Raw genomic sequence first — 22,022 nt, 5'->3', positions numbered from 1 at the left:
GCGGCCCGGCTGCCGATGGTGACCCAGATGTCGCGCGCGAAGGCCTTAGCCCGCACTTGCCTGCTTGCGGGTATCCAGTGAACCGCGCCGCCGGCGTGCTCGACGATGGCGCGGAACGGCGCGAGGGAGATACCGCCCTCAGTCAGAACCGGCACGTCGGTGTACACGGATTCACCGTTGAGCACGAGCGAGGATTGCCACGGGATGCGCAGCGTGCGGCCGGCGGCGAGTTCGGCGTTGGCATGCAGCCCGTTGAGGCGCGCGATCGCCTCGGTCGGCACGCTGTAGCGCGCGGAGATCGTGCCCAACTGCTCGCCCGGCCTGACGGTGTGCAGGATGACATCCCCGCGTTCGCTCCGCGTCGCCGAGACGACAATCGGCGGAGACGGCGCGCGCGCGATGTGCACTGGTGCGGGCGGTGGAGTCGTGGTGATCTCGGCCATCGCCGCGCTGTCCGCGCTCATGCTCATTTCCGGCGCGAGCGCCGCGACCTGGACGCCGGCCTCGGCGGCGGTCAATGCCGCATCCGCCGGCATCGGCTCCGGAACGGCCGCGACTACGGCCGGCTCAAGCTGCGGCGGCAGAGCGGCGACCTGCTGCGCGGGCTCGGCGGGTGCCTCCTCTGAGGGCGCAACTGTCGCCTCGGTCGTGATCCCAGGGCTCGCCTCAATGGCGCTCCCGCTCGTTACCGGAGCGCGGGCCTCGGGCGCGGCCATGACTGCGACGGGTCCGACGCCGACGGCAGGTGACGTGCGCGCCATGGCGATCTGCACCGCCTGTGGAGGCAGCGTGCCGAGCGGCGCGGCTGCCTCGGTCGCGGCGGTCGCGGCGGCGGGACCGTGCGACGCCGCTGCGACGTCGGCACCGGCAGCCGCGGAGGAACGCGCATCAACTGAGGGCTGCGCCGCTGAGGCGGCGAGCGCCGGCTGCGCGGGGGTGGGCGCTGCGGACGCGTCCGGCACGATCACTTCCGCTGCGGCCGGTGTCGCCCGCGGCGGAGCCACGGCTTGCGCCGCCGCGGTCGGCTGAACCGTTCCGCTCGGTGTCGCGATTGTTGCTTCGGCCGGAGTGCCTCCCTGGCCGATCGCTTGTTCCAGTCCGGCGGCCGCAGTTATGGGAGTCGACGCGCCGGCAGGCGTGCCGATAGGCGCGGCAGGCGCCGATGTGCTCGCGGACTGCGGCGCGGACGCGGGCGCTGCGGGCGGCGCAACTGTTTCCGCAGGCAGCGCTTCGGCTGCGACGACTGCAGGCTCGGGCGACGGCGCGGGCTGTGCAGTCTCGGCCGGGGATTCGGTGCGCATCTCGGTCCGGCCGCCGGGGTTGTTGATCATCACGTTGACCGGATCGGAGTCTGTCGGGTTATCGCTGAAATCGAATGCGGTCGCGCGCAGGACGTGTAAGCCGTTGAGGTAGCGCGTCGTGTTGAGTGAGAAAGTAAACGGCGGCATGTTGGTCAGCGCGACGAAGACGTCGTCAATCAGCAGCATGACGTAGCGCACGCGGCTTTCGTCCGCAGCCACGCGAACCTGCGCCTTGCCGGAGATTTCCTGTCCGCCGCGCGGGGCGATGATCTCGACGCGCACGCGTTCGGCGTCGCCGCCGCTTGTCACCGCCTGCAGGACAACCTCCACGTCAACCGCGCGGCTGTGGCCCAGCGAATCGTAGACGCGCGCGGTGAGCGTGTGTCGCCCTTCGTCGAACTCGCCGCAGCCCCACGTCAGCTTGGCGCTGCCGGATGATGCGGGGGGCGACACGGGAGCGGTCGCGTGCAACTCGCCGTCAACGTAGAGTTCGGCGGCGATGACCTCGGCGTCCTCGCCGGCGTCGAACAGGACGGTGACGGTGGCCGTGTCGCCGCTGATCACGGCGGAATGGGCGGGGCTGGAAATGGCGGCGGCGGGGCCGGTGTCTTGTGCGGCCGCGAGGGCGGTCGGCAGGCTCGCGGCGATGAGTGCGAAGCTGAGCGCGGTGATGAAGAACGCGGCCTTGCGCACGGGTCTCCCTCCTGCTGGACGACTCGGCGGCTGCTGCCGCCATAGAACCAAGGTATGCTAGCACAAAGCCCATATGGCGTCAACCGTGACCAAGGCCGATGGAGCACACAGGGAGGCGCGGTTAAGGCGGGCATCGGAGGCGGGCCGGGTTCCTTGGCTGGCGATGCGTGGGCGCGTCTGTTTCGCGCCGGGCCGCGCAGACCGCGGACGGGCGCGTGCGCCACACGGTGCCGCCCGAGTTGTCGGCCGCGACGAAGAGGATGGGCCAGCATCCGCAGGGAATCGTGTGTTTGCGACTGCTTGCGGGGCCTCACGCGCGGGGCCGGCGTGAGCCCGTGGGTAGAGAAGGGAGGGCTCTGCCATGCGACGCAACCCTGGCTTCACCCTGGTCGAACTGTTGGTCGTCATCGCGATCATCGCGGTCCTGGCCTTGGTCACGTACAATCCCGAGCGCCTCAGCAGGACTCGCGAAGCCGCCAGGAAAGCCACCTGTCTCGCCAACTGCCAACGGATCGCGCTCGCGGCTTTGATGTACGCCCAGGACTACGACGAAGTGCTGCCGGCGTGTGTCGCCGATGACGGCCAGGGGACCGCGCACGCAGTCGGAGGCGTGTACACGAATCGGACGTGGGATCAGTTGACGCGCGACGTCACGAGCAAGTACGGCGAGGAGTACCTGGACGGCCGCTGGATGTGGCAGCTCGCGGATCTGCTGATTCCGTACACGAAGAGCAAAGACGTCTTCAACTGTCCGACGTTGATGCGACGTGATCCGAGATTCGGCATCGAAACGTACGTCATCGGCACGGGCACGCGTTACGGCCAGACCGGTTCCGACGATCCGCTCCTCGACCTCGTCGCCGGCGCGCGGAAGCGCAAGACGACAAAGGTGCGCCAGTCCGGATCGTACATCTACATGTGCGCGCACCATCCCCGCAGCGCCGCAGCCAAGGCCGGCCGTTACGGCGCCGACTTCAGGACTTGCCCCGGCATTCCGCTCCTCGCCTTATGGGACGTGGCGCAGTTCCTCGGCTACGTCGGCAAGCCTGGTGCGCGCGACGCCGCGAACCCTCAGGACTACCTCGCATGTTCGACCGCGCTGTCCGCCTTCGACGAACCGACGCAGGAGCCGCTCGCGGCGTGCAACTCGTTCGGCGTGCACGAGGGCTATGCCTCTGACTACGTACGCGACCACGTGCGCCCCGTAGAACTGGGCGGGGATGCGCCGACAATACCGGTCGCCGCCCCCATGGCGTTTGTAGATGGCCATGCGAAGTACGTGCGCGCCACCTTCTATCAGATGCTGGCGCTCATCGTCTCCCCGAACAGGAGCGAACTGGCTCGAGTGGAGGAGCGCACGCCCGTGCACCGTCCGGGCCCGCCGCGCCCGCGGCCAGGCGAGGGCGCGCGGGGTGGTGCTCGATAGCGCGGAACCGAACGAAGACTGGGAAGCCGCGCGGTTATCTACCTGGGGAGCCCGCAGAGGGGCTGCCCTACGGTTTGCCGGCGCCGGCACGTGGGTCAGAACTGGCCCAGATTCCTCGCACTGCGCTCGGCTAGTAAACCGGGCGCATCCCGTACGATGCACCGCCGATGGGGGTGAATTCCCTTAACCTGGCGAATCTTCTTCGCGACCGGGCATTTCTGACGTTCACCGGCACGGAGGATTCACCAGAGCATGGGCGATTTGTGTTTCCAGGACGGGGAGAAGGTCCTGTTCATTGGCGACAGCATCACCGACTGCGGGCGGCGCGCGCAGGCCGCGCCGCTGGGCGACGGCTACGTCAGCCTGCTGCACGATCTCGTGATCGGGGGCTGGCCGGAGCGGAACATCACGTGGGTCAACAAGGGCATCGGCGGCAACAAGGTCACCGACCTGCAGTTGCGGTGGGAGGACGACGTCATCCGCGAGCAGCCCGACTGGCTGAGCATCAAGATCGGGATCAACGACCTGCACACGCACCTGCGCGGCGATCCCGGCGGCGTCTCCCCCGCGATCTTTCGCGAGGTGTACGAGGAGATTCTCGCGCGCGCGGCGGAGAAGATGAAGGCGGAGCTTGTCCTCATCACCCCGTTCTATGTCAGCACCGATGATTCGCGGCAGTCATTCCGCACCCAGGTGCTGGAGATTCTGCCGGAGTACATCGCGACCGTGGAGGAGATGGCTGAGAAGCTCAGCGCGCGGCTGGTGCGGCTTCAGCCGATGTTCGAGCGGCAGTTGGAGTTCCGCGCGCCGGATGTCTTCTGCCCCGAGCCGGTGCATCCGTATCGCACCGGGCATCTGCTCATCGCCCAGGAAGTGCTGCGCGTACTGTGCGAGTAGGGCGGCGAGTGGCGGACGCACGGATCGGGAGAAGAGTAGGCCTCTCCACTGCACGTGGAGGCTCCAAGTGATGGCGGCCTGATGGCGCCGCGCACGAAGGGCCAGCCGGGGATAAGAGGCGTGACGTTTGACCCTCTCCCAACCTCCCCCCGAGAGGGGGAGGAGTTCGACCCGGCGGAGGTCACAGTTCGACCACGGCCGGGGTATGGCTCTCCTTGATGTTGAGCAGTTCGACGCGGCGGCAGACGAACTTGATGACGCCGAAGGTCGGGTCCTCCGGCGCGGAGTGGTAGTGCGCGGCGGCGGGGATGCCCTGCCACACGCGGCGCTTAGTCTCGATATCCCCCACGACCTCGCACGTCCCGCTCAGGGTCGCGACCCGCGTGAAGTCCTCGTCCTGGAACATGAGCTGCGACTGCGGGTGGGCGCGCATCTGGTCCATCTTGCGCGAGTTCGCGCCTGCGGCCATAAAGACCGTCAGCGGCTCGTCGAGCATCGCCGCGCCCATCCAGCGCATTTGCGGGACGCCGCCGGCGTCCACGGTCGCGAGCACGAACGGCTTGTCGGCGCGGATCATCTCCTGCGTGGCTTGCACGATCTCCGGTGTGGTCACGGAACGGCCTCCTGGTCAAGACTTGAATCCGCGCTCGGCCGGCTGCTGCGGATCGCCGCTGCGCCGCGCGCGGCGGATGCCCGTCACTCGTGGCGCAGGGCCTCAATCGGGTCGAGGCGGGCGGCGCGGAACGCGGGGTAGATGCCGAAGAACAGGCCGACGGCGGCCGCGAAGAAGAAGCCGAGCGCCGCCGCCCACAGGGGCACCGCGGTCGGCAGGTAGTCCTTGGCGAAGTGCCCGACGAGCCAGCTCAGCAGCGCCCCGAGGGCGATGCCGAACAGCCCCCCGACGCCGCTGAGCGTGGCCGATTCGGTGAGGAACTGCCACAGGATATGGCGCCGTTTGGCGCCGAGGGCCTTGCGCAGGCCGATTTCGCGGGTGCGCTCGGTGACGCTGACGAGCATGATGTTCATGATGCCGATGCCGCCGACGAGGAGCGACAGCCCACCAATGCCGCCGAGGACGATTTCGAAGACGATCAACACCTGGCCCAGCGCGTCGAGGATGCGCGACTGCGTGTCAACGGTGAAAACGCGCTGGTTGTCGTAGCGCTTCATGAGCACTTCCCAGATCTGATCCGCAGCGGCTTCGCTGCGCTCGTCGCTGCGGGCCAGCGCGAAGATAACGCCGAGCTGGACGGAGCCCATGACGCGCTTCTGCACGGTGGTGATGGGGACGTATACGCGCTCGTCGAGTTCCTCGCCGAAGGCGCGGCCTTTCTCTTCGAGCACGCCGATCACGGTGACCCGGATCTTCTCGATCTCGATCTCCTTGCCCAGGGGGTCTTCGCTGCCGAACAGCTCGCTGGGCAGCGCGGAGCCGAGGACACAGACCTTGCGCCAGTCCTCCTCGTCCTCGCGGTTGATGAAGCGCCCGCGGGCGACCGCGAGATCGCGGACGAGCATGCACTCACGCTGGGCGCCGACGACGCTGGCGCGCACCTCGCGCGCGCCGTAGTGGATATCGACGTTGAGCGGAGGCGTCTCGGGCGATACGGCGGCCACGTCGCGGCATTTCTCGCGGATCGCGTCGGCGTCCTCGAGGCGGAGCCCGCTGACGGTGATACGCTCGCGCTGGCCGCGCTCGGGGCTGAAGAAGACGATGATGAGGCGCGATCCGAGAGCCGAGAATTGGCTGACCACCTCGGCGCGCGCGCCCTCGACGATCGCCACCATGACGATCACCGAGCAGACGCCGAAGATGACGCCGAGCATGGTCAGCGCGGAGCGAAGCTTATTGGCCCAGAGACAGGCCAGGGCGACCTTAAGGCTTTCGAACCAGACCATTCGCAGTTACCGATGTTGTCAACGACTCGCGGCGACCTAGCGCCGCCTGCCTCCGCCGCCGCCCCCGCCGTGCGGGCCGGGCTCGATGTCGATGGTCTTGCGCGACGGTATATCGTCGGCCTTGAACAGCAGCACCTCGTCTCCCTTGCGAAGCCCGGAGAGGACCTCCGTGAACGCGTCGTTGCTGAGGCCCGTCGTCACAAAGACCTTCGCCGACTTGTCGCTTGCCATGCGCCGCACGAACCTCCGCTTGCCTTGCCGGCGGATGGCCTCGTTGGGCACGTACAAGGTGTTCTTACGGTCCGCCGAAATCATATCAACGGCGGCGGTCATTCCCGGGCGCACGGCGGGCGTCGCGTCGGTGATCTCGATCTCAACTGAGAACCGCACCACCTGGGCCTGTCCCGGCGGCGCGGGCTGGGCCGTGGCGCTGCCGTACGCGGCCGGCGCGATCCGCGTCACCGTGCCGTGGAACTCCTCGCCCTTGAGCGAATCGAGCGTGATCTCGACCGGCATGCCGAGGCGCAGCTCGCTGATGTCCACCTCATTGACGTAGACGCGCACGATCATCTTCGACATGTCGCCGATGGTGCAGATGGTCATGCCGCTGGTGAACGTCGCGACGCCGGAGGTGATGAGCTCGCCCGCGCGGATATTGGCCTGAATCACCTGCCCCGAGCGCGGGGCGGTAACGATGGCGTCGCCGAGCTTGGTTTCCAGCTCTTCAAGGACCTTGGCGATCTGCTCGCGTGCGGCCTTGGCCTCTTCGATTTGCGCGAGTTGCACGCGCTCGCGCTGGCGCTCCGCCTCGGCGAGGGCGACCGCCGTTCGCGTCTGCTCCAACTGCATCTCGGCGGCGCGGATCTGCTCGACCCGTGGACCCTCCTTGACCAATGCCAGACGCTGCTGCGCGCTCTCGTGCGCCGCCTGAGCGGTGTCGTACTGGGTGCGCGCGCTGTCCACTTCTTGGGCGGCGATAAATCCCTTGGCCAGCAGCTCGCGCTTGCGGTCGAGGATGAGCTTCGTCTCATCCACCCGCGCCCGCGCCTGGTCGACGTCCGCCTGCGCCTGGGCGATTTCCTGGGGCCGCGCCCCGGCCGTGAGTTCCTTCAGGCGCGCATCCGCTTCGCTCACGGCGGCGTGCGCTCGCTCCAGTTCCCGCTTGTTGCGGAGGACCTGCACCTCGTAGCTTTCGCTCGCCTGCTCCACCCGGCGGTCGGACGCCTTGAGGCTCGCCCGGATCTGCTCCGCCTGCGACTCCAACTCGGGCACCTCGAGCACGGCGATGATTTGCCCTTCGGTGACGGTGTCGCCCTCCTCGACGTACATGTTCTTGATGCGCCCGCTGACCTTGGATTTCACCTCAACCTTGGTGAGCGGCTCAACGGCGCCGGTCTCCGACACCTTGACCACCAGGCGCCCGCGTTCGACGGTGGCCGTCTCCGGCTTAGGCGGCGGCTTGCGCAGCCGATGGCGAAGATAGAGTCCGCCCCCCGCGAGCAGTGCCAGCGGGATGATGACGAACAGGGCGATGCGCAGTCCTCGTTTCACTTTAGCATGCTCCTATGGCTCAACCACGGCCTTGAGCCCGTCCCTGTGCTCCTGCGCGGCGAAGGCGTCCGCGATCCGGTCGAGCGCAAAGCGGTGCGTGATCAGGCCTTCCACGCGCACCTGCTGGTTGGCGATCAGGTCGAGCGCCACGCGATGCTGCCTGGGAACGCTGCCGTGAGAGCCGTGAACGTAGCACTCCTTGTAATGTATGATGTTGCTGTCCAGGCTGATGTTCCGGCTTCCGCGGGGCAATCCTCCGAAGTAATTCACCCGCCCGCGCGGGCGTACCGCCGCCAGCGCCTGCTCTTGAGCCTCCGGCGAGGCACAGGCGGTGATGGCGATATCCACGCCGTGCCCGTCGGTGAGGCCCATGACCGCCTCGACCAGATCCTGTTCCGCGGTGGCGACAAAGGCGTCGGCGCGGAAGTTCTGCGCCAGTTCGAGCCGCCCGCGCGAGCGCTGAGCGAGAATCACCAGCGTCGCCCCGAAAGCCTTGGCGGCCTCGCAGAGCAGGATGCCCGCCGGGCCCGCGCCGATAATGAGGATGCTGTCACCGGGTTGAAGGAAGCTGCGCTCGAGGCCGTTGAGGCAGCACGCCAGCGGCTCGGCGAGCGTCGCCGTCTCGTAGCTCATGCCCTCAGGGATGTGGTGCACCGGGCCGTAGTTGACGGTTATCTGGTTGAGCGGGAGCAGCTCCGCGAAGCCGCCCTGGAACTGGTAGCCGAGGGCGTAGTTAATGGCGCAGTTGTTGCCCATGCCGCTGCGGCAGAACTCGCACACGCCGCACGGCACGTCGGCGGCGGTCGCGACGCGGTCGCCGACCTTGAACTTCTCGACGCCTGCGCCGACCGCGACCACGTCGCCCGCGATCTCGTGACCGAGGATCTGCGGCGGCCCGACACGCGGGTTGCCGTAATGATAGATGCGGACATCCGAGCCGCAGACGGCGCACGCGCGAACGCGGACGAGGATCTCGCCCGGGCCGATCTCCGGGTCCGGAACCTCCGTGACAACCATTCTGTCCAAGTCCTCGAGTACCGCCGCTCGCATCAACGTGTCTCCGCTATCACCCGCCGGCTCAATCAGGGCGCCGCCGTGCGCTCCCACACCGGGCGTCCCGTCATCCCGTCTCCAGCACCACGCGGTGGTGGAACTCCCCGGATCGCATCAGCGCCAGCGCTTCGCCGACCCGTGCGAGCGGGAAGCGATGGGTGACGAGCTTCTCCGCCGGCACATCTCCAGTATTCATCAATTCCAGCACGACTGCCCAATCGCCTTGTGCCAGGCCGCGCGCAATGGAGTTCCAGTTGCCCAAGACGCGCACTTCGCGGCGCAGGAGACTCGAATACTCGTCCTGGGGGATCGTCACGTCACCCGCCATGTTGCCCACCAGCGCCAGCGTCCCGCGCTTGGCGACGGACGCCGCCGCATCGCGAAACGCCGCCGGGGCGCCTGCCGCCTCGAACGCGACCGTGACGCCCGCGCCGTCCGTTTCCTCCCGCAGCCGCTGCGCCGCTTCGCCGCGCGCATCGAGCCCGTCGCCCAAACCGAACTCGGCGGCGGCTGCGAGCTTCCGCTCGTCCACGTCAACCATGAGAACTCGCGCGCCCGCCATCCGGCACAGCAGGCCGATGACGACCCCGATCGCTCCCGCGCCGAACACCGCCGCCGAATCGCCCACCGCGAGTTGCGCGCGGCGCACCGCGTGCAGCGCCACCGCGCACGGCTCGGTCAACGCACCCGCCGCGAAGCTGACGCCGTCCGGCAACGGAACGCAGTTCGCTGCCGGCGCGAGCACATACTCCGCGAACCCGCCGTTCGCGCGCGAACCGAGGTAGTCGTAGGCATCGCACAGGTTGGTCAACCCCGCGCGGCAGCTATCGCATCCCCCGCACGGGATCAGCGGATAGACCGCGCAGCGCATGCCGGGTTCCAGGCCGTGAGCCTCGGGGCCGAGGCAATCCACCTCGCCCGCCAGTTCGTGGCCGGGGATGAGCGGAAGCGTGTACGCGCCGGTCTCGAATATGCGCGGGACGTCGGAGGCGCAAATGCCGCAGGCATGCACGCGCAGGCGCACCTCGCCAGGGCCCGGCTCCGGGTCGGGCACATGCTCGACGCGCAGATCGCCTATCGCATGCAGAACCGCTGCCAGCATCATTCGCTCACGTACTGCCGCCAGTATGCCACGGACTCGCGGAAATCATCGAGCACCCGGTACTCGTGCGGGTAGCGCTCGCGGTGCGAGAGTTCCAGCGCGAGCGAGACATCCGTCGCGCCGCCGTGCTCGAGCGCCTCCAGCACCTTCGGGCCGGTGATGATGCCTTCCTTGTTATGCTCCGTGGTGAAAGGCCAGTGCCCGGACTTGTCGGCCTTGCTCTGCTTGATGTGCACCACCGGGGCGTGCACCGCGAACTCGCGCAGCCAGACGTAGGGGTCGGTCGCATTGGGGTGCGAGACATCGCCGTGATCCACGTCGAGGCACAGCAGCATGGGCACCGCCGCGCCGTCGTTGACGCGCTCGAGCAGGTCGCGGGTCTCGGGTATGGTGGATGCCATCTCGCGCGGCACGCTCATCGGCTCGAACATGAGGAACTCGAGCCCGAGGTCAGCGGCGCGCCGGCTGAGGCGCTGCCAGGCGGCGATGCCTTGCTCGACGCGCTCGCGGCGACGGGCGTCATCCTCGAAATCGCGCACAGAGAGAATCCCGAAGTGGCTTCCGACGCCGCGCGCGCCGAGGCGCCGCGCGATCCCAAGGAAGTGCTCGAACCACTGCACCCATGCCTCACGCACCGAGGGATCCGGATGCAGGACATGATTCACGCGGGTGAACGCGCTGGTGAACGCGGTTTCGATGGTGACGCCGTTGCGATCGGCGTGCTCGCTGAGGAGAGCGAGCTGTTCTTCAACCACGACCGGCGGCAGAAACGGATTGAGCAGATCCGCGACGAACTGCACGCAGCGCACGCCGAGTTCCTGCCCGACGATGCGCAACCATACCTCCGGCTCGGGGAAGCGATTGATCGCGAAACCGGCGTTGATTGCCAGGCGGAAGCGGGCCATAGTTGTTCCGAGACGGAAACGGCCCGGCGGCCTCCACACCTCCGAGCCTCACGGGCATATTCTATACTGTCCACAGGCTTTTGCCAAGGTGGGAGGTGTGACCGTCGGGTTGCGCGATGAACCGCCGGTGGCGGAGACCGGCGGACGACCACATTAAGGATGCCCGCTGAGGAGTTTGCCGGGAGACAGTCGCGGATAGGCCCTGCCGAGCGGCGGCGCGGATGACGGCGCCTTTACCGATTCGCGCTCACATGTCCGACGAGCTTCTCGCGCATGGGTTTGGGCAGGAAGTAAGTCGAGACCTCGAGGATTTGCTGAATGATGGACAGGAGCTTCGGATCGCCGTCCCAGTTCTGCAGCACCAAGTCCTCGCCCGCCGAGTTGATGAGCCGCTGGAGCACGACGGCGACGAGAAAGATGTCGTCCACCTGGCCGAGACCGGGCACGAAATCGGGGATGATGTCTATCGGCATCGCGAGGTAGGCGATAGTCGCGGCGAGGAGCGCCTTCTCCTGCGCCGGCACATCGGGGTGCACCGCAAGCCGGCCGAGGAGCTTGGCGAGGTTGGGCAGCATGAGGAGCAACTCGCGAAGCTGGCGCTTGGCCCGCGCGCGTGGTTCCGGGATCGCGGGTGTGGTCTCTTCTGTCGTCGCCGATTTCTCCTCGGACATGCGCCTTTCCTCGAAGCTCAATATATCGTCGGGGTGAACGCGAGCACGCCCTCAACTGGAATGTACCACCGGCGGCGCGCGCCGTCAACCCGCCGCACACGCGCTCGGCATTCACAACTGACGAGCGGAGCCACATCGCACGGAACCCAGCGGGCGGGCGGCACGTCGAAAAGACGGTTCCGCAATGTCCGATGATGGGCGGCGCCGCGCCTGGAAACTAGTCGCGGTTCCCGCGCGAGCCGGCGGGCGCGGAGCGCATGTGTTCGAGTTATGGTATAATGGCGGTTGACAACAGCACAGGACACCAGCCCGGGCCGCGAAGCCGCGGGCTTTGTGGCCTGTACGGCGCGGCGCAATGACGCAGTGCGCCGGTGGGTGGGATGCGGCAAATGGAAGAAGTCGAGGAGATCTACTCCGAACACGAGTTGTACGGCGACGGTGAGGCCTTAGGGCTCCTGCCCAGGCAGTTCTGCGAGCGGCTGGGAGTGTTCCCGGTGCGCGAGGAGCAAGGCCACCTCGTGGTGGCGATGCCGGACACGGAGAACCTGTGGGTGATAGACGAGGTGACGCGCGTCACGGGGCTGAAGGTCAAGCCCGCGAAGGCCGCGGCGGACGTCATCAAGCGCGGCATTCTGCGCTACTACAGCGACGAGATGGAGGAGATGGAGGCGGTGCTGCCGACGGCCCCGGAGGCAGCCGAGGTGCCCGACGGTTTTGCCGATCTCGTCGAGCAAGCGCCCGCGGTCAGCGCGGTTAACCGGCTCCTCGAAGCGGCGACCGCCGAGCGGGCGAGCGACATCCACGTCGAGCCCCATCCGCGCAAACTGATGGTGCGCTTCCGTGTCGACAGCGTCATGTACGATAACATGACGCTGCCGATTGACTACCACGCCTCGATCGTGTCGCGCCTCAAGATCCTCGCCCGGCTCAACATCGCGGAGAAGCGCCTGCCCCAGGACGGACGCTTCGAGGGGCGCTTCAACGGTCAGGCGTACGACGTGCGGGTCTCCACGGTGCCGTCGGTGTTCGGCGAGACCGTGGTGTTGCGGCTGCTGCCGAAGTACTCCGGGATGCGCCGGCTCAAGGATCTCGGCCTGGGCCCGGATCACCTGGAGACGATGGAGGACATCCTGCGGCGGCCGTACGGGATGGTGCTGGCGACCGGGCCCACCGGGAGCGGCAAGACGACGACGCTGTATGCGGGCCTGATGAAGATGGACCGCATCAGCAAGAACGTCATCACCATCGAGGAGCCGGTCGAGTACCAACTGCCGCGCGTGACGCAGATCCAGGTGCACCCGAAGATCGGGCTGACGTTCGCCGCCGGCCTGCGCCACATCCTGCGCCAGGACCCGGATGTCATCATGGTCGGCGAGATTCGCGACCTGGAGACGGTGCAGATGGCGATCCAGTCGGCGCTCACCGGGCACCTGCTGTTCAGCACCCTGCACGCGAACGATGCCGCGGGCGCGCCGATCCGATTGATTGACATGGGCGCCGAGCCGTTCCTCGTGGCGTCCTCGTTGTGCGCGATCATCGCGCAGCGCCTGGTGCGCCGCGTCTGCAAAGCGTGCAAGCAGGAGCACCGGCCGTCGCCCGCCATCCTCGGGCGCCTCGGGATCACCGATCCCAACCCGGTGTTCTACCGCGGGCGCGGCTGCAACGAGTGCCGGGGCACGGGGTATCACGGCATGGTCGCGGTGTTCGAGATCGTCGTCGTCGAGGACAGCGTCCGCTCCGCCGTCGTGCGCAAGGCGTCAGCGACCGAGATCCGGCATCTCGCGCGCGAACTTGGCTGCCGCAGCCTGCGCGACGATGGCATACAGAAGGCCCGCGAGGGCATTACCACGGTAGAGGAGATCCTGCGCGCGGTGTACGTCGAAGCGTAGCCCCTCGCCGCCTCTGGGAAGCACGCGGCTGCGCGAGCAGCACCCGGAGAATCGCAAGCCGTTTACCTTGCAGCGAGCGTGTCCAGCGGGTGCAGTTCCGTTCCCGGGAAGTACGCCTGCAGGATCCCGCGCGCCGAGGCGCCCGATTCCGCGCGGCCCTGCGCCCCCCACTGGCACATGCCCACGCCGTGACCCGCGCCTCGCCCGATCACGCGCCACCCGCCGCTGCCGGGTTTCACGTCGAACCAGGCGCTTCTCATCTTGCCCCATCCGAGCACACCCGCGCAGCGACGGTAGAACTCGTACCCGCTCATCGTGTGCCCGCCGCCGCCCGAGCCGATCTGCACCTCCAACACGCGCCCCTCGGGCGACCTCCGCGTGACGGCGAGGCCACCGACTGCGGCGGCCGCGCCATTGCCGCCCGCGATGCGGCCGAGTTGATCGCGCGATATGTCGGCGCTCCACCAGAACTGCGGGGCATGCGCGCACGCGGGGCTGCCGCCGATGCTGTCGCGGACCCCGGCGAGGTAGGGCAGCCGGCGGCCGCCGTTCCACACATCGCCCGCAGCCGCAGTGTGCCCACCGCAGCTGGAGTGGTAGCTGATGTCGGCGAGGGCTCGATCGAATATCAGCACCCGGCCGCGCGTGCTGATCACCGCGGCGTCGGTCTCCGGCGCCTCCGCCAGGGCGCCGCGGTACTCCTGGCAGTGAGAGCTGTCGCACACGTCGAAGCCGTCGGCGGCGTGCCTCGCGCCGGCGCGCAGCGCGTACGTCCGCGCAACGATCGCCTGTGCCCGGAGCGCCTCTTCGTGGAACAGCCGCGGCATCTCCGCCGGCACGACGCTGCGCAGGTAGCCCTCCAACTCGACCGTGTTGACGATGCGCAGCCGGCCGCCGGACGCCGTGAACTCCAACTCGCCGCGGTAGGGCAGCGGCTGGGTCGAATCCTTGGTCACGGCGACAAAACCGCCGCGCGCGCGCGCGACGAGCATGAGCGCGCGCTTGTCGCGCCCCCGCCCGTCACGTACCACGACGCCGTCGCCCGCCGGAGCGACGCGCGCCACGTCGTTCCCGCGCAGCGCCAGCAGCAGGCCGCCGTCGCCGGCACGGAACTCCAGCTCGATTTCCCCCGCCTGCGGGCCACTCGGCGCGACTGTCACCCGGCACTGGTTGGCAGATGCGGCGCCCAGCAGCCCGACGCGGAGCACCGATTCACCGGCCGCACGGGCCGGAGCGAGAAGCGCTCCGAGGCATAGGGCGATGGCCAGCGCGGCCGCGCCGGGTGCGGCGAGCCGCGCCAGCGGAGGCAGGTGCCTCCCCGCTGGTGCTGGAAGTTTCCGTTCGACGTTAGGCATCATGTCATGACCGACCATTACTTTGCGCGCAAGCCGACGAGCACCCGACGACCGATAGACATCGCAGCCGAGATCCGCGGCCGGAGCTTTCGCTTCCGCAGCGACGCCGGCGTGTTCTCCGCGACGCGGGTGGACCCGGGGACACGCCTGCTCGCCGAGGTGATGGAGATCCGCGTCTCCGACCATGTGCTCGACCTCGGCTGCGGCTACGGGGTGCTCGGCATCGTTGCAGCGGGGTTGGCGCCAGAGGGGATGGCCGTCCTGCTCGACCGCAACGCGCGCGCGATCGAGCTGGCCCGAGCCAACATCGCCCTCAACGGCATCGCCAACGCCCACACAGTGCTCGCCGACAGCGCCGACTGTCTTGCTGATAATCTATTCCATGTCGTGGTGACCAACCCACCGGTTCATGCGGGAAACCGCGCGGTGTTCGGCTTCATCGAGGCCGCGCACCGCACGCTGCTGGCGGGAGGGTGGTTCTACCTCGTTGGGCGGATGCGGCGCGGGGTCGCAACGTTCGCCCGGCGCATGGAGCGAACGTTCGGCGACGTTACCGAGGTCAAGAAGAAGGCGGGCTACCGCGTGTATCGCTCGCAGCGACGGGAGAAGGTCGCGTGATCATAGACTGCCACGTTCACCCGCAGGGGGCAGGGCTCGACCCGCGCCTCGTGCGGCAGGCGGAGCGCCTGGGGGTGGATCGCCTGGTCGTCAGCTCGCTGGGCTCGTGGGCGTACGAGCCGTCCCACGAGGAGTGCGAGCAGGGGAACCGGGACGTGCGGCGGCTCATGGAGGAATACCCGGGGCTGGTCCTGGGGCTCGCGTACGTCAGCCCGTGCTATCCCCAGGCGGTGGAGGAGTTCGAGCGGTGTGTGGCGGAGTGGGGGTTCGTAGGGCTGAAGCTGTGGGTTGCCTGCCGCGCCACCGACGAACGCGTGCGGCCGGTGCTGGAGAAGGCGCGGGAGCTGCGCGTGCCGGTGCTGCATCATGCCTGGCACAAGATAACGGGCAACCTGCCGCATGAGTCCTACCCCGAAGATGTGGCCCGCGCGGCGGCCGATTTCCCTGACGTTCAATTCATCATGGCGCACATCGGCGGCAATTGGGTGCGCGGCATTCGCGCCGTGCGCGATCAGCCCAATGTCAGCGTGGACACCTCGGGCAGCGTGGTGGAGGACGGGATGATCGAGGCCGCGGTGAAGGAGCTCGGCGCTCGGCGCGTGCTGTTCGGCTCAGACGCGCACGGCGGCGACTTGGCCGTGAACCTGGCGAAGGTGACCGATGCGCGCATACCGGTGCGTGCGCGGCGCCTCGTGCTGGGCGGGAACTTCGCGCGCCTGGCGCGGCTTGCGGGACGGGGGAGCTGATGCTTTCCTGCAACGGCCCTACTGCGCCACAGGGAGCCCGTGCTTCGACGCCAGCCCTCGTCGTTGACGCGAATGCGTATCTCGGGGAGTGGCCGTTTCGGCCGCAGCGCCACCGCACTGCGACGGCCCTGCGGGGCGCTCTGGAAGGGGTCAGCATCACGCGGGCGCTCGTGTCGCCGCTCGCCGCGATCTTCCGCCAGGAGTGCGAAGCAGCGAACTGCGAACTGCTGCGCGCGCTCAAGCGGACCGGCGGGTTCTTCGTTCCCATCCCCGCCGTCAATCCCGCCTTCCCCGGCTGGGAGCGCGACCTGGAGGCGGCGCTGGGAGCCTCCGCGCCGGGCATGCGCCTGTTCCCGAACTACCACGCGTACTCGCTCGGCGATATCGAGGCGCGCGCGGCGGTCACCCAGGCGGCCGCATCCGGGCTCGCCGTCTTCATCTCCCTGCGGATGCAGGACGAGCGCCACCACCATCCGCGGATGATGGCGCCAGCCGTGCCCGCCGATGAGGTCGCCGACTTGGCGCGGGCCGTGCCCGAGGCGCGCATCATCGCGTGCATGGCCCGCTATGCCGAGGCGGAGGCGCTGCTGGCGGCGGACAACGTCTGGCTCGACCTCTCGGGCGTCCAAGGCCCGGTGGGGTGCGTTGATGTGCTCGCCGAGCACTTTGGGGCCGAGCGGCTCCTCATGGGCACGGGCGCGCCGCTGCAATACCCCCTGCCGGCGGTGGCCAAGGTCCACGCCTCGGAGCTGCCCGCTGCGGAGCGCGACGCGATTCTGGGCGGGAACGCCGCGTTTCTGCTGCGCCTGTTGTGAGGGAGGAGAGCGGATAGCCCCTCTGCCGCCAGGGCCTCCGCGCTCAGCCGATCAAAGAAACAGGGCGCGGAAGGCATCCGCGCCCCAGTAGATTACTCCCTGTCCGTGCGGCTAGCCGCTGCAGCAACTGCTCTTCGCGCCGCCGATCTTGAACATCTTGGTGCCACACGTCGGGCATATGCCCTGGGTGGCGGGCTTCCCGTTCTTCATCGTGACCTGCTGCGGGTTCTGCATCTCTCTCTTCGCCTTGCACTTGACGCAATAGGCTTCCATCGCTTCACCTCCTTTGGCTGCGACTGTTGCTTCGACCCGGCCCGAGGGCTGCCTGCCGCGAACGTGCCCGACCAGCTTGTCCTAACCCGCCGCGAGCAAAGTCGAAGAAGCCTGCTCGACGGACTGTCCGGACAAGTCCTTGCCGAACGAGCCCGTCAGACGGGCGATGCTCGGGGCAAGATCTCGGACCACCGAGACAACGCTTCTGCCTTCGACGTGCTCCTCCTTCCTCGCGAGGCGGCATTTTTTCGAATTAAAGAAAACATAGGTTTGCTGCTAACGCCGGGGCGAAGGGCGCCCTTGCTCTCGCAGGCCGGCTGTGCAGGCTCGGTCCGACTCCCGCGCGCCGCCGCGCTCTCTCGCCTGGTTCAGGCCAAGGGGGCCGCAGTGCGTAGGCCGCGGATCTCAGCCCCTTGCCCCTTACCTGTCGAACTGCCAGACCAGGTCGCCTTCGCCGCCGGCCCGGGCTGGGCGCCCGCCGTCGTCATCGAGGTCATAGCCCCAACTGTAGAGCACGTACCCCTCGCCGTGGCGCTGATACATGAGCGGCTCGCCGGAGAATGGGTCAGGCGGCAGTTCCCAGCCCGGGTAGTCGCGCAGCGAGTCGAGGGTGTTCGGATAGGTGCCGCGCTTGGTGTGGTAGGCCTCGAGCGCGAGGGCGACCTGCATCCCGCCGCGCATGGCGATGACGCGATCGCGCGCGACGACGGCACGCTCGGAGGGCCCACGAAACATCAGGCTCACCAGATGATAGATGGGAGTTCTGTTCGTGGCCCTCGCTTGCGCGTAGAGGGCGGCCGCTTCGCGGTACGGCTTCTCAGCCAGTATAAGGTTCTTCTCGACGCTGGCGATGTATGCGATCTCGTCGCTCATCCGCACGGGCTTTGCGACGGGGTTCAGGTAGAGGACGACCGGCACCCGCGAACCCGTCATGTGCTCGAGGCCTGCGCGGGCATCCCGGGGCCGTTGCTCCGCCGCCTCGAAGAGCCAGAATGCGCCGGTGGCTTCCAACTCCAGGGCTCGACGCAGAGCGCGGTGCATATCAGGCCGCTCCAGCTCGCGGAAGAGGGCGGCGCAGGTCTCGTGATCCAAGTCGCCGCTCGCAAGCGTCTCCTCCAGAGGGCGCAGCATGATCGCGTTGACCGCAACGCTCGACAGGAAAGAGAACAGAGTGGGCTCGGCGGCGACGTGGCCTGCCATGCTGAGCCCGTTGCGGCAGGACTCGGCAGCGCGGCCGAAGTCGCCGTGATAGACAGCGACGCGGGCGTCGGCGGCGAGGAGCCTGGCCATCGGCCGCATGTCGCGCAGGTAGGCCTGTTGCAGCTCGCCGGGCGCATTGACATCCCAGTCAATGGAGAACCGGCAACTCGACTTGCGGGCGGCCTGCGCGAGGAGGTCGAGCACGATGCGATTGCGGCGCAGGATCCCTTCCACGCGCGCAAGAGCGGCGCGATCAACAGGCTTGCCGGTCACCAGCACCGCGCGCACGGCGTCGCTGTCCTGGATGGAGAGGTCGAGCCGCGCGATGGCCTGTTCGTAGAGCAGCGCCGCGTTGTCGGCGTCGGGCGCCGGCGGCGGGGCTGCTTCCGCCAGGCTGGTGGGGATGCCCGCGGCGCGCAGATCCGCGAGCCGCTGGTTGAGGGTTCTGCGCAGGTCGGCGACCAGCAGCAGGTACACCGCGACGACCACGACGAGGAGGACGACCCCAAGCGTCATGGCAAATCGCGTGGTACTCGTACGACGGGCGTCTGTCCCGGACACCTTCGTTGGCCTTCGGAGCCGCTGCGCGCGCACCAGCGAGCATCGCAGGCTCGTGCGCGGTCATCGGCCACCATGGTTGCGTCGGCGGGCTGCCGCCCCGGGTCGGCGCAGGGCGGCAATCATTCGCTCGCGCGAGGTGATAGCTGAGGTGTTCGGCTCGGCGGGGCAATGTCCTGCCGTGCGCCGCAGGCGGCAGGGATGACGATGCGAGCCGTCAAAGAATCAATCAGTGGGGGGAGATTGCGGGCGTCGCTGCGATGGGCGCCGGGTGGTCTGGAGGTACGGCAATGCCTCATACCATAACCAACGAGTGCACGGGATGCGGAACGTGCCTCAACGAATGTCCGGCCGACGCGATCAGCGAGGGGGAGGTGTTCACGATAGACCCCGAGCTGTGTACCGACTGCGGGCTGTGCGCGCAAGTGTGCCCGGCGGACGCGGCACTGCCGGCGGATGAGTGAGCGAGGCAAGATGAGCGAGAACCTGGTGAGCTTGGTGCTGCTGCTGGCATACGCGCCGATCCTGCTCATGGGGCTGGTGTGGATGGTGGCGCTCGGGCTGCGGTTGGCGAGAAAGCCGGAGTTCTGGCTGTGGCTGCGGTCGAGGACGAGCGTCCCGCAGCCTGAGGCGAATCCGCCGCCTGAGGCGAGCGCCGAGGACAATGGCTGAAGGCGACCCCGCCGCCGGTTGTCCTCGCGACCACCGGCTCCGCGACAGCGAGCGGCCTGCGCAGCGCGCCGTCCGGCTTGCGATAGATGCGTGAGGTGGTGTCACAGCTAAGGCATGGAGCGCTTGCCGGGCTTGGGTGGGGCGCGACCGCCGGCGCGATTCACGCCGGCGCGCTCTTCGGGGCGACGCGGGACACACTGGAGGCGCCCGGCGGGCTCATCCTCGGGATCACACAGGCGGCAGCGGTGGACGCTGCCGCGCTGTGGCTTCTGCTGGGTCTGTGCGGCGCCGCGGTCGCGGTCACGGCACTCGTTATCCGCAGGCGAGTGCGCGTATTCAGTCGTCCTCACGTGTATTCCTCTCTAGCGGTAGGCGCGATTGCCTTTGCGCTCATCGCGCGCGTCTGGCTGAACCCCGGCCCGCCGACGGCCGTCGCGTGGGCGGGGTCTGCATGTCTGGGGGCAGCGGCGGCGGTGGGCGCGTTCGTCGTCGTGCCGCGCATCTCCAGGAGACTGCCGCGTCTGGCGCAGCCGGGCCCGGGCGTCGTCTTGATTGTGCCGCTCGCCATCGGCGCCGCGTGGGGTGCCGCTTATGCGCGCTGGGGCAACGAGGCGCTGTGGCTGCGCGCGACGGCGACCGGGGCGGGGCTTCTGGCGCTGATCGCCGTGCTCGCGATAGTCGGGCGATGGCTCGCGGCAACGGGGGAGCGCGCGCGGTGGTGGCGCATGGTGGCCGCTGTTCTCCCGGCGCCGGGGCTGGCGGCGTGGCTCGCCGTTGGCGCGTTGGATGCGCGGTCGCGGCCGCCGGTGGTGCTGATAACGATTGACGCGCTGCGCACGGATCGGCTCGGGTGCTACGGAGCGGACGACGGGCTTACTCCCAACCTCGACGCGTTCGCGCGCGAAGCGATCGTCTTCGAGGAGGCGTTCGCAGCGGCGCCGTGGACCGCCGACTCGTTCGCCGCAATCTTCGCCGGGCGCTATCCGAGGGAACTGGGGATGGCGCCGGCCGCGCCCGATCCCCCGCGCCCCACGCCGATGCGCGACTACCGTCTGCGAGGTGTCGGGCACGCGCCTGCGCTGCTGGCGGAGATCCTCGCCGAGGCGGGGTACGAGACCGCTGCGGAAATCGCAAACCCATACCTCGACCGGCGGCTTGGCTGGTGCCGGGGCTTCGACTACTTTCGCAACGAGCAGAGCGCGCCGCCGGAGCCGCCCTGGCGGCGGCCGTCGCCGACGCGCGCGCTGCTCGGCTGGCGGCACGCGAGCCTGGCGGGGTGGTTCGCGCGGCGCCCGTACGTGAGGCCGACGAGAGAGACCGTGCTCCACCGCGGCGCGCCCGGTCGAGAGGGGGGGCGCTGGCTGACCGCCGCCGCGACGAGGTGGCTCCGGGAGCGGGAGTCACGCGCGCCGAAGTTCCTGTGGGTGCACTACATGGACCCGCACGAGCCGTATCTACCGCCGGGGATTCCCGCGGCGGTGCGGGCGAGCCTGCCTCCGCTGCGCGGCGTGCCGCTGCGCTGCACGGGCTCCTGGATGGACGAAGGGAAGCCGGAGCCGCAGCTTTCGGAGGCGGTGCGCGCCGCGGTGCGAACGCTGTACGACTACGAGGTGCGCTATGCCGATCGCTCGGCGGGAGCGCTGCTCGACTATCTGCGTGAGGCGGGGCTGTACGAGCCGGCGCTGATCGTCATCACCGCCGATCATGGGGAAGAGCTGTGGGATCACGGGCATCTCGGGCACGGGCACGCGCTGCACGATGAGATCTTGCGGGTGCCGCTCATGGTCAAACTGCCCGACGCGTCATCGCCGCGGCGCGTCAAGCGGCAGGTGCGTTTGATTGACCTGGCGCCGACGGTGCTCGATGTCGGCGGCGTACGCTACCACGGGCCCATGCGGGGGCGCTCGCTTATGGCGGCACTGAGCGCGAGCGACGCGGAGCGCCCGCTGTTCGCGGAAGGGCTGCTGTACGGGGACGAGCAGAAATGCCTGAGGACCGAGCGGTACAAGGTGATCTATCACGCCGCGACGGGGCGAACGGAGGTCTATGACGTAGGGCGCGATCCGATGGAGCGGCGCGACCTGGGCGGCGACGGAAAGGTTGCGCCGCGCGAGCGCCAAATGCTGAAGACGTGGATCACGCAGGAGGCGAGAGGTGGCGGCGCGCGCCCGGGCGAGGTGCAGCTGACGCCGGACATGCGCGAGCGGCTGCGCAGCCTCGGGTATACTGCCGACTAGCGGAGAGCGGAGGCAGTCACCCGTTCGAGGTCGGTCTGGCTGCGGGAACAGAGAACGCCTTGCCCGGATGCGGCGGTGAAGGCGCGCTGCGGCAAGGACATGTACCCTTCACCTTATCCCGAGCGGCGACCACCGCCACTCATGAGACAAGGAGTAAGCCC

The 22,022-nt window shown here is 68.6% G+C and carries 20 protein-coding genes; 9 read left to right on the top strand and 11 right to left on the bottom strand.

The genetic code is table 11. From position 1 onward, the window contains the following. The coding region (locus JSV65_18290; GenBank protein ID UCH34449.1) for a LysM peptidoglycan-binding domain-containing protein at nucleotides 1-1,994 on the bottom strand (1,994 nt) is incomplete at its 3' end. 361 nt (nucleotides 1,995-2,355) lie between these two features. Between JSV65_18290 and JSV65_18285 the strand changes: the two genes are divergently transcribed. Beyond that, nucleotides 2,356-3,420: a prepilin-type N-terminal cleavage/methylation domain-containing protein gene (locus JSV65_18285; GenBank protein UCH36837.1), complete on the top strand. Its 1,065-nt coding sequence runs from the start codon at nucleotides 2,356-2,358 to the stop codon at nucleotides 3,418-3,420. A 252-nt stretch (nucleotides 3,421-3,672) separates the two neighbouring features. Beyond that, nucleotides 3,673-4,317: an SGNH/GDSL hydrolase family protein gene (locus JSV65_18280; protein UCH34448.1), complete on the top strand. Its 645-nt coding sequence runs from the start codon at nucleotides 3,673-3,675 to the stop codon at nucleotides 4,315-4,317. Nucleotides 4,318-4,498: 181 nt separating this feature from the next. Here JSV65_18280 and JSV65_18275 read toward each other — a convergent pair whose 3' ends face one another. From JSV65_18275 to JSV65_18245, 7 genes are all read right to left on the bottom strand, one after another. Next, complete coding sequence (locus JSV65_18275) at nucleotides 4,499-4,930, bottom strand: pyridoxamine 5'-phosphate oxidase family protein (protein ID UCH34447.1); 432 nt, start codon at nucleotides 4,928-4,930, stop codon at nucleotides 4,499-4,501. A gap of 83 nt (nucleotides 4,931-5,013) precedes the next feature. Then, nucleotides 5,014-6,216 carry an ABC transporter permease gene (locus tag JSV65_18270; GenBank protein ID UCH34446.1) on the bottom strand — a complete coding sequence of 401 codons (1,203 nt, stop codon included), beginning with the start codon at nucleotides 6,214-6,216 and terminating at the stop codon, nucleotides 5,014-5,016. Between the two features lie 36 nt (nucleotides 6,217-6,252). After that, nucleotides 6,253-7,767 (bottom strand): efflux RND transporter periplasmic adaptor subunit, encoded by a 1,515-nt coding sequence (locus JSV65_18265; GenBank protein ID UCH34445.1) that lies wholly within the window; start codon nucleotides 7,765-7,767, stop codon nucleotides 6,253-6,255. Nucleotides 7,768-7,779: 12 nt separating this feature from the next. Then, complete coding sequence (locus JSV65_18260) at nucleotides 7,780-8,817, bottom strand: alcohol dehydrogenase catalytic domain-containing protein (protein UCH34444.1); 1,038 nt, start codon at nucleotides 8,815-8,817, stop codon at nucleotides 7,780-7,782. A 70-nt stretch (nucleotides 8,818-8,887) separates the two neighbouring features. Then, complete coding sequence (locus tag JSV65_18255) at nucleotides 8,888-9,925, bottom strand: galactitol-1-phosphate 5-dehydrogenase (protein UCH34443.1); 1,038 nt, start codon at nucleotides 9,923-9,925, stop codon at nucleotides 8,888-8,890. Continuing rightward, complete coding sequence (locus JSV65_18250; GenBank protein ID UCH34442.1) at nucleotides 9,922-10,827, bottom strand: TIM barrel protein; 906 nt, start codon at nucleotides 10,825-10,827, stop codon at nucleotides 9,922-9,924. The genes JSV65_18255 and JSV65_18250 overlap by 4 nt, the downstream gene beginning before the upstream one ends. A 233-nt stretch (nucleotides 10,828-11,060) precedes the next feature. After that, nucleotides 11,061-11,498 carry a DUF1232 domain-containing protein gene (locus tag JSV65_18245; protein UCH34441.1) on the bottom strand — a complete coding sequence of 146 codons (438 nt, stop codon included), beginning with the start codon at nucleotides 11,496-11,498 and terminating at the stop codon, nucleotides 11,061-11,063. 389 nt (nucleotides 11,499-11,887) lie between these two features. Between JSV65_18245 and JSV65_18240 the strand changes: the two genes are divergently transcribed. Next, nucleotides 11,888-13,387, top strand: coding sequence for a type II/IV secretion system protein (locus JSV65_18240; GenBank protein ID UCH34440.1), 1,500 nt, complete (start codon nucleotides 11,888-11,890; stop codon nucleotides 13,385-13,387). 62 nt (nucleotides 13,388-13,449) lie between these two features. Here JSV65_18240 and JSV65_18235 read toward each other — a convergent pair whose 3' ends face one another. Continuing rightward, nucleotides 13,450-14,745 (bottom strand): SpoIID/LytB domain-containing protein, encoded by a 1,296-nt coding sequence (locus tag JSV65_18235; protein ID UCH34439.1) that lies wholly within the window; start codon nucleotides 14,743-14,745, stop codon nucleotides 13,450-13,452. A gap of 3 nt (nucleotides 14,746-14,748) precedes the next feature. Between JSV65_18235 and JSV65_18230 the strand changes: the two genes are divergently transcribed. Genes JSV65_18230 through JSV65_18220 form a run of 3 tightly spaced genes read left to right on the top strand, consistent with a single transcriptional unit; the run spans nucleotide 14,749 to nucleotide 16,921 of the window. Then, a complete protein-coding gene (locus tag JSV65_18230; GenBank protein UCH34438.1) occupies nucleotides 14,749-15,360 on the top strand; it encodes a class I SAM-dependent methyltransferase in 612 nt (203 codons plus the stop codon). Further along, nucleotides 15,357-16,106: an amidohydrolase family protein gene (locus JSV65_18225; GenBank protein UCH34437.1), complete on the top strand. Its 750-nt coding sequence runs from the start codon at nucleotides 15,357-15,359 to the stop codon at nucleotides 16,104-16,106. The genes JSV65_18230 and JSV65_18225 overlap by 4 nt, the downstream gene beginning before the upstream one ends. Further along, nucleotides 16,106-16,921 (top strand): amidohydrolase family protein, encoded by an 816-nt coding sequence (locus JSV65_18220; GenBank protein ID UCH34436.1) that lies wholly within the window; start codon nucleotides 16,106-16,108, stop codon nucleotides 16,919-16,921. The genes JSV65_18225 and JSV65_18220 overlap by 1 nt, the downstream gene beginning before the upstream one ends. Before the next feature lie 111 nt (nucleotides 16,922-17,032). On the opposite strand, the gene JSV65_18215 is transcribed toward JSV65_18220, so the two are convergent. Both JSV65_18215 and JSV65_18210 read right to left on the bottom strand, forming a co-directional pair. Then, complete coding sequence (locus tag JSV65_18215) at nucleotides 17,033-17,194, bottom strand: hypothetical protein (protein UCH34435.1); 162 nt, start codon at nucleotides 17,192-17,194, stop codon at nucleotides 17,033-17,035. A gap of 420 nt (nucleotides 17,195-17,614) precedes the next feature. Next, nucleotides 17,615-18,910 carry a hypothetical protein gene (locus tag JSV65_18210; GenBank protein UCH34434.1) on the bottom strand — a complete coding sequence of 432 codons (1,296 nt, stop codon included), beginning with the start codon at nucleotides 18,908-18,910 and terminating at the stop codon, nucleotides 17,615-17,617. Nucleotides 18,911-19,242: 332 nt separating this feature from the next. On the opposite strand from JSV65_18210, the gene JSV65_18205 reads away from it, so the two are divergent. From JSV65_18205 to JSV65_18195, 3 genes are all read left to right on the top strand, one after another. Beyond that, nucleotides 19,243-19,416 (top strand): 4Fe-4S binding protein, encoded by a 174-nt coding sequence (locus JSV65_18205; GenBank protein ID UCH34433.1) that lies wholly within the window; start codon nucleotides 19,243-19,245, stop codon nucleotides 19,414-19,416. A 10-nt stretch (nucleotides 19,417-19,426) separates the two neighbouring features. Continuing rightward, the gene (locus tag JSV65_18200) at nucleotides 19,427-19,624 is read left to right on the top strand and encodes a hypothetical protein (protein UCH34432.1); all 198 of its coding nucleotides are present in this window, start codon (nucleotides 19,427-19,429) and stop codon (nucleotides 19,622-19,624) included. An 86-nt stretch (nucleotides 19,625-19,710) separates the two neighbouring features. After that, the gene (locus JSV65_18195; protein ID UCH34431.1) at nucleotides 19,711-21,861 is read left to right on the top strand and encodes a sulfatase; all 2,151 of its coding nucleotides are present in this window, start codon (nucleotides 19,711-19,713) and stop codon (nucleotides 21,859-21,861) included. The last annotated feature ends 161 nt before the right edge of the window (nucleotides 21,862-22,022 follow it).

The organism is Armatimonadota bacterium (assembly GCA_020354555.1).
Taxonomy (GTDB): domain Bacteria; phylum Armatimonadota; class Hebobacteria.
This window is presented reverse-complemented; position numbering and strand designations above follow the sequence as displayed.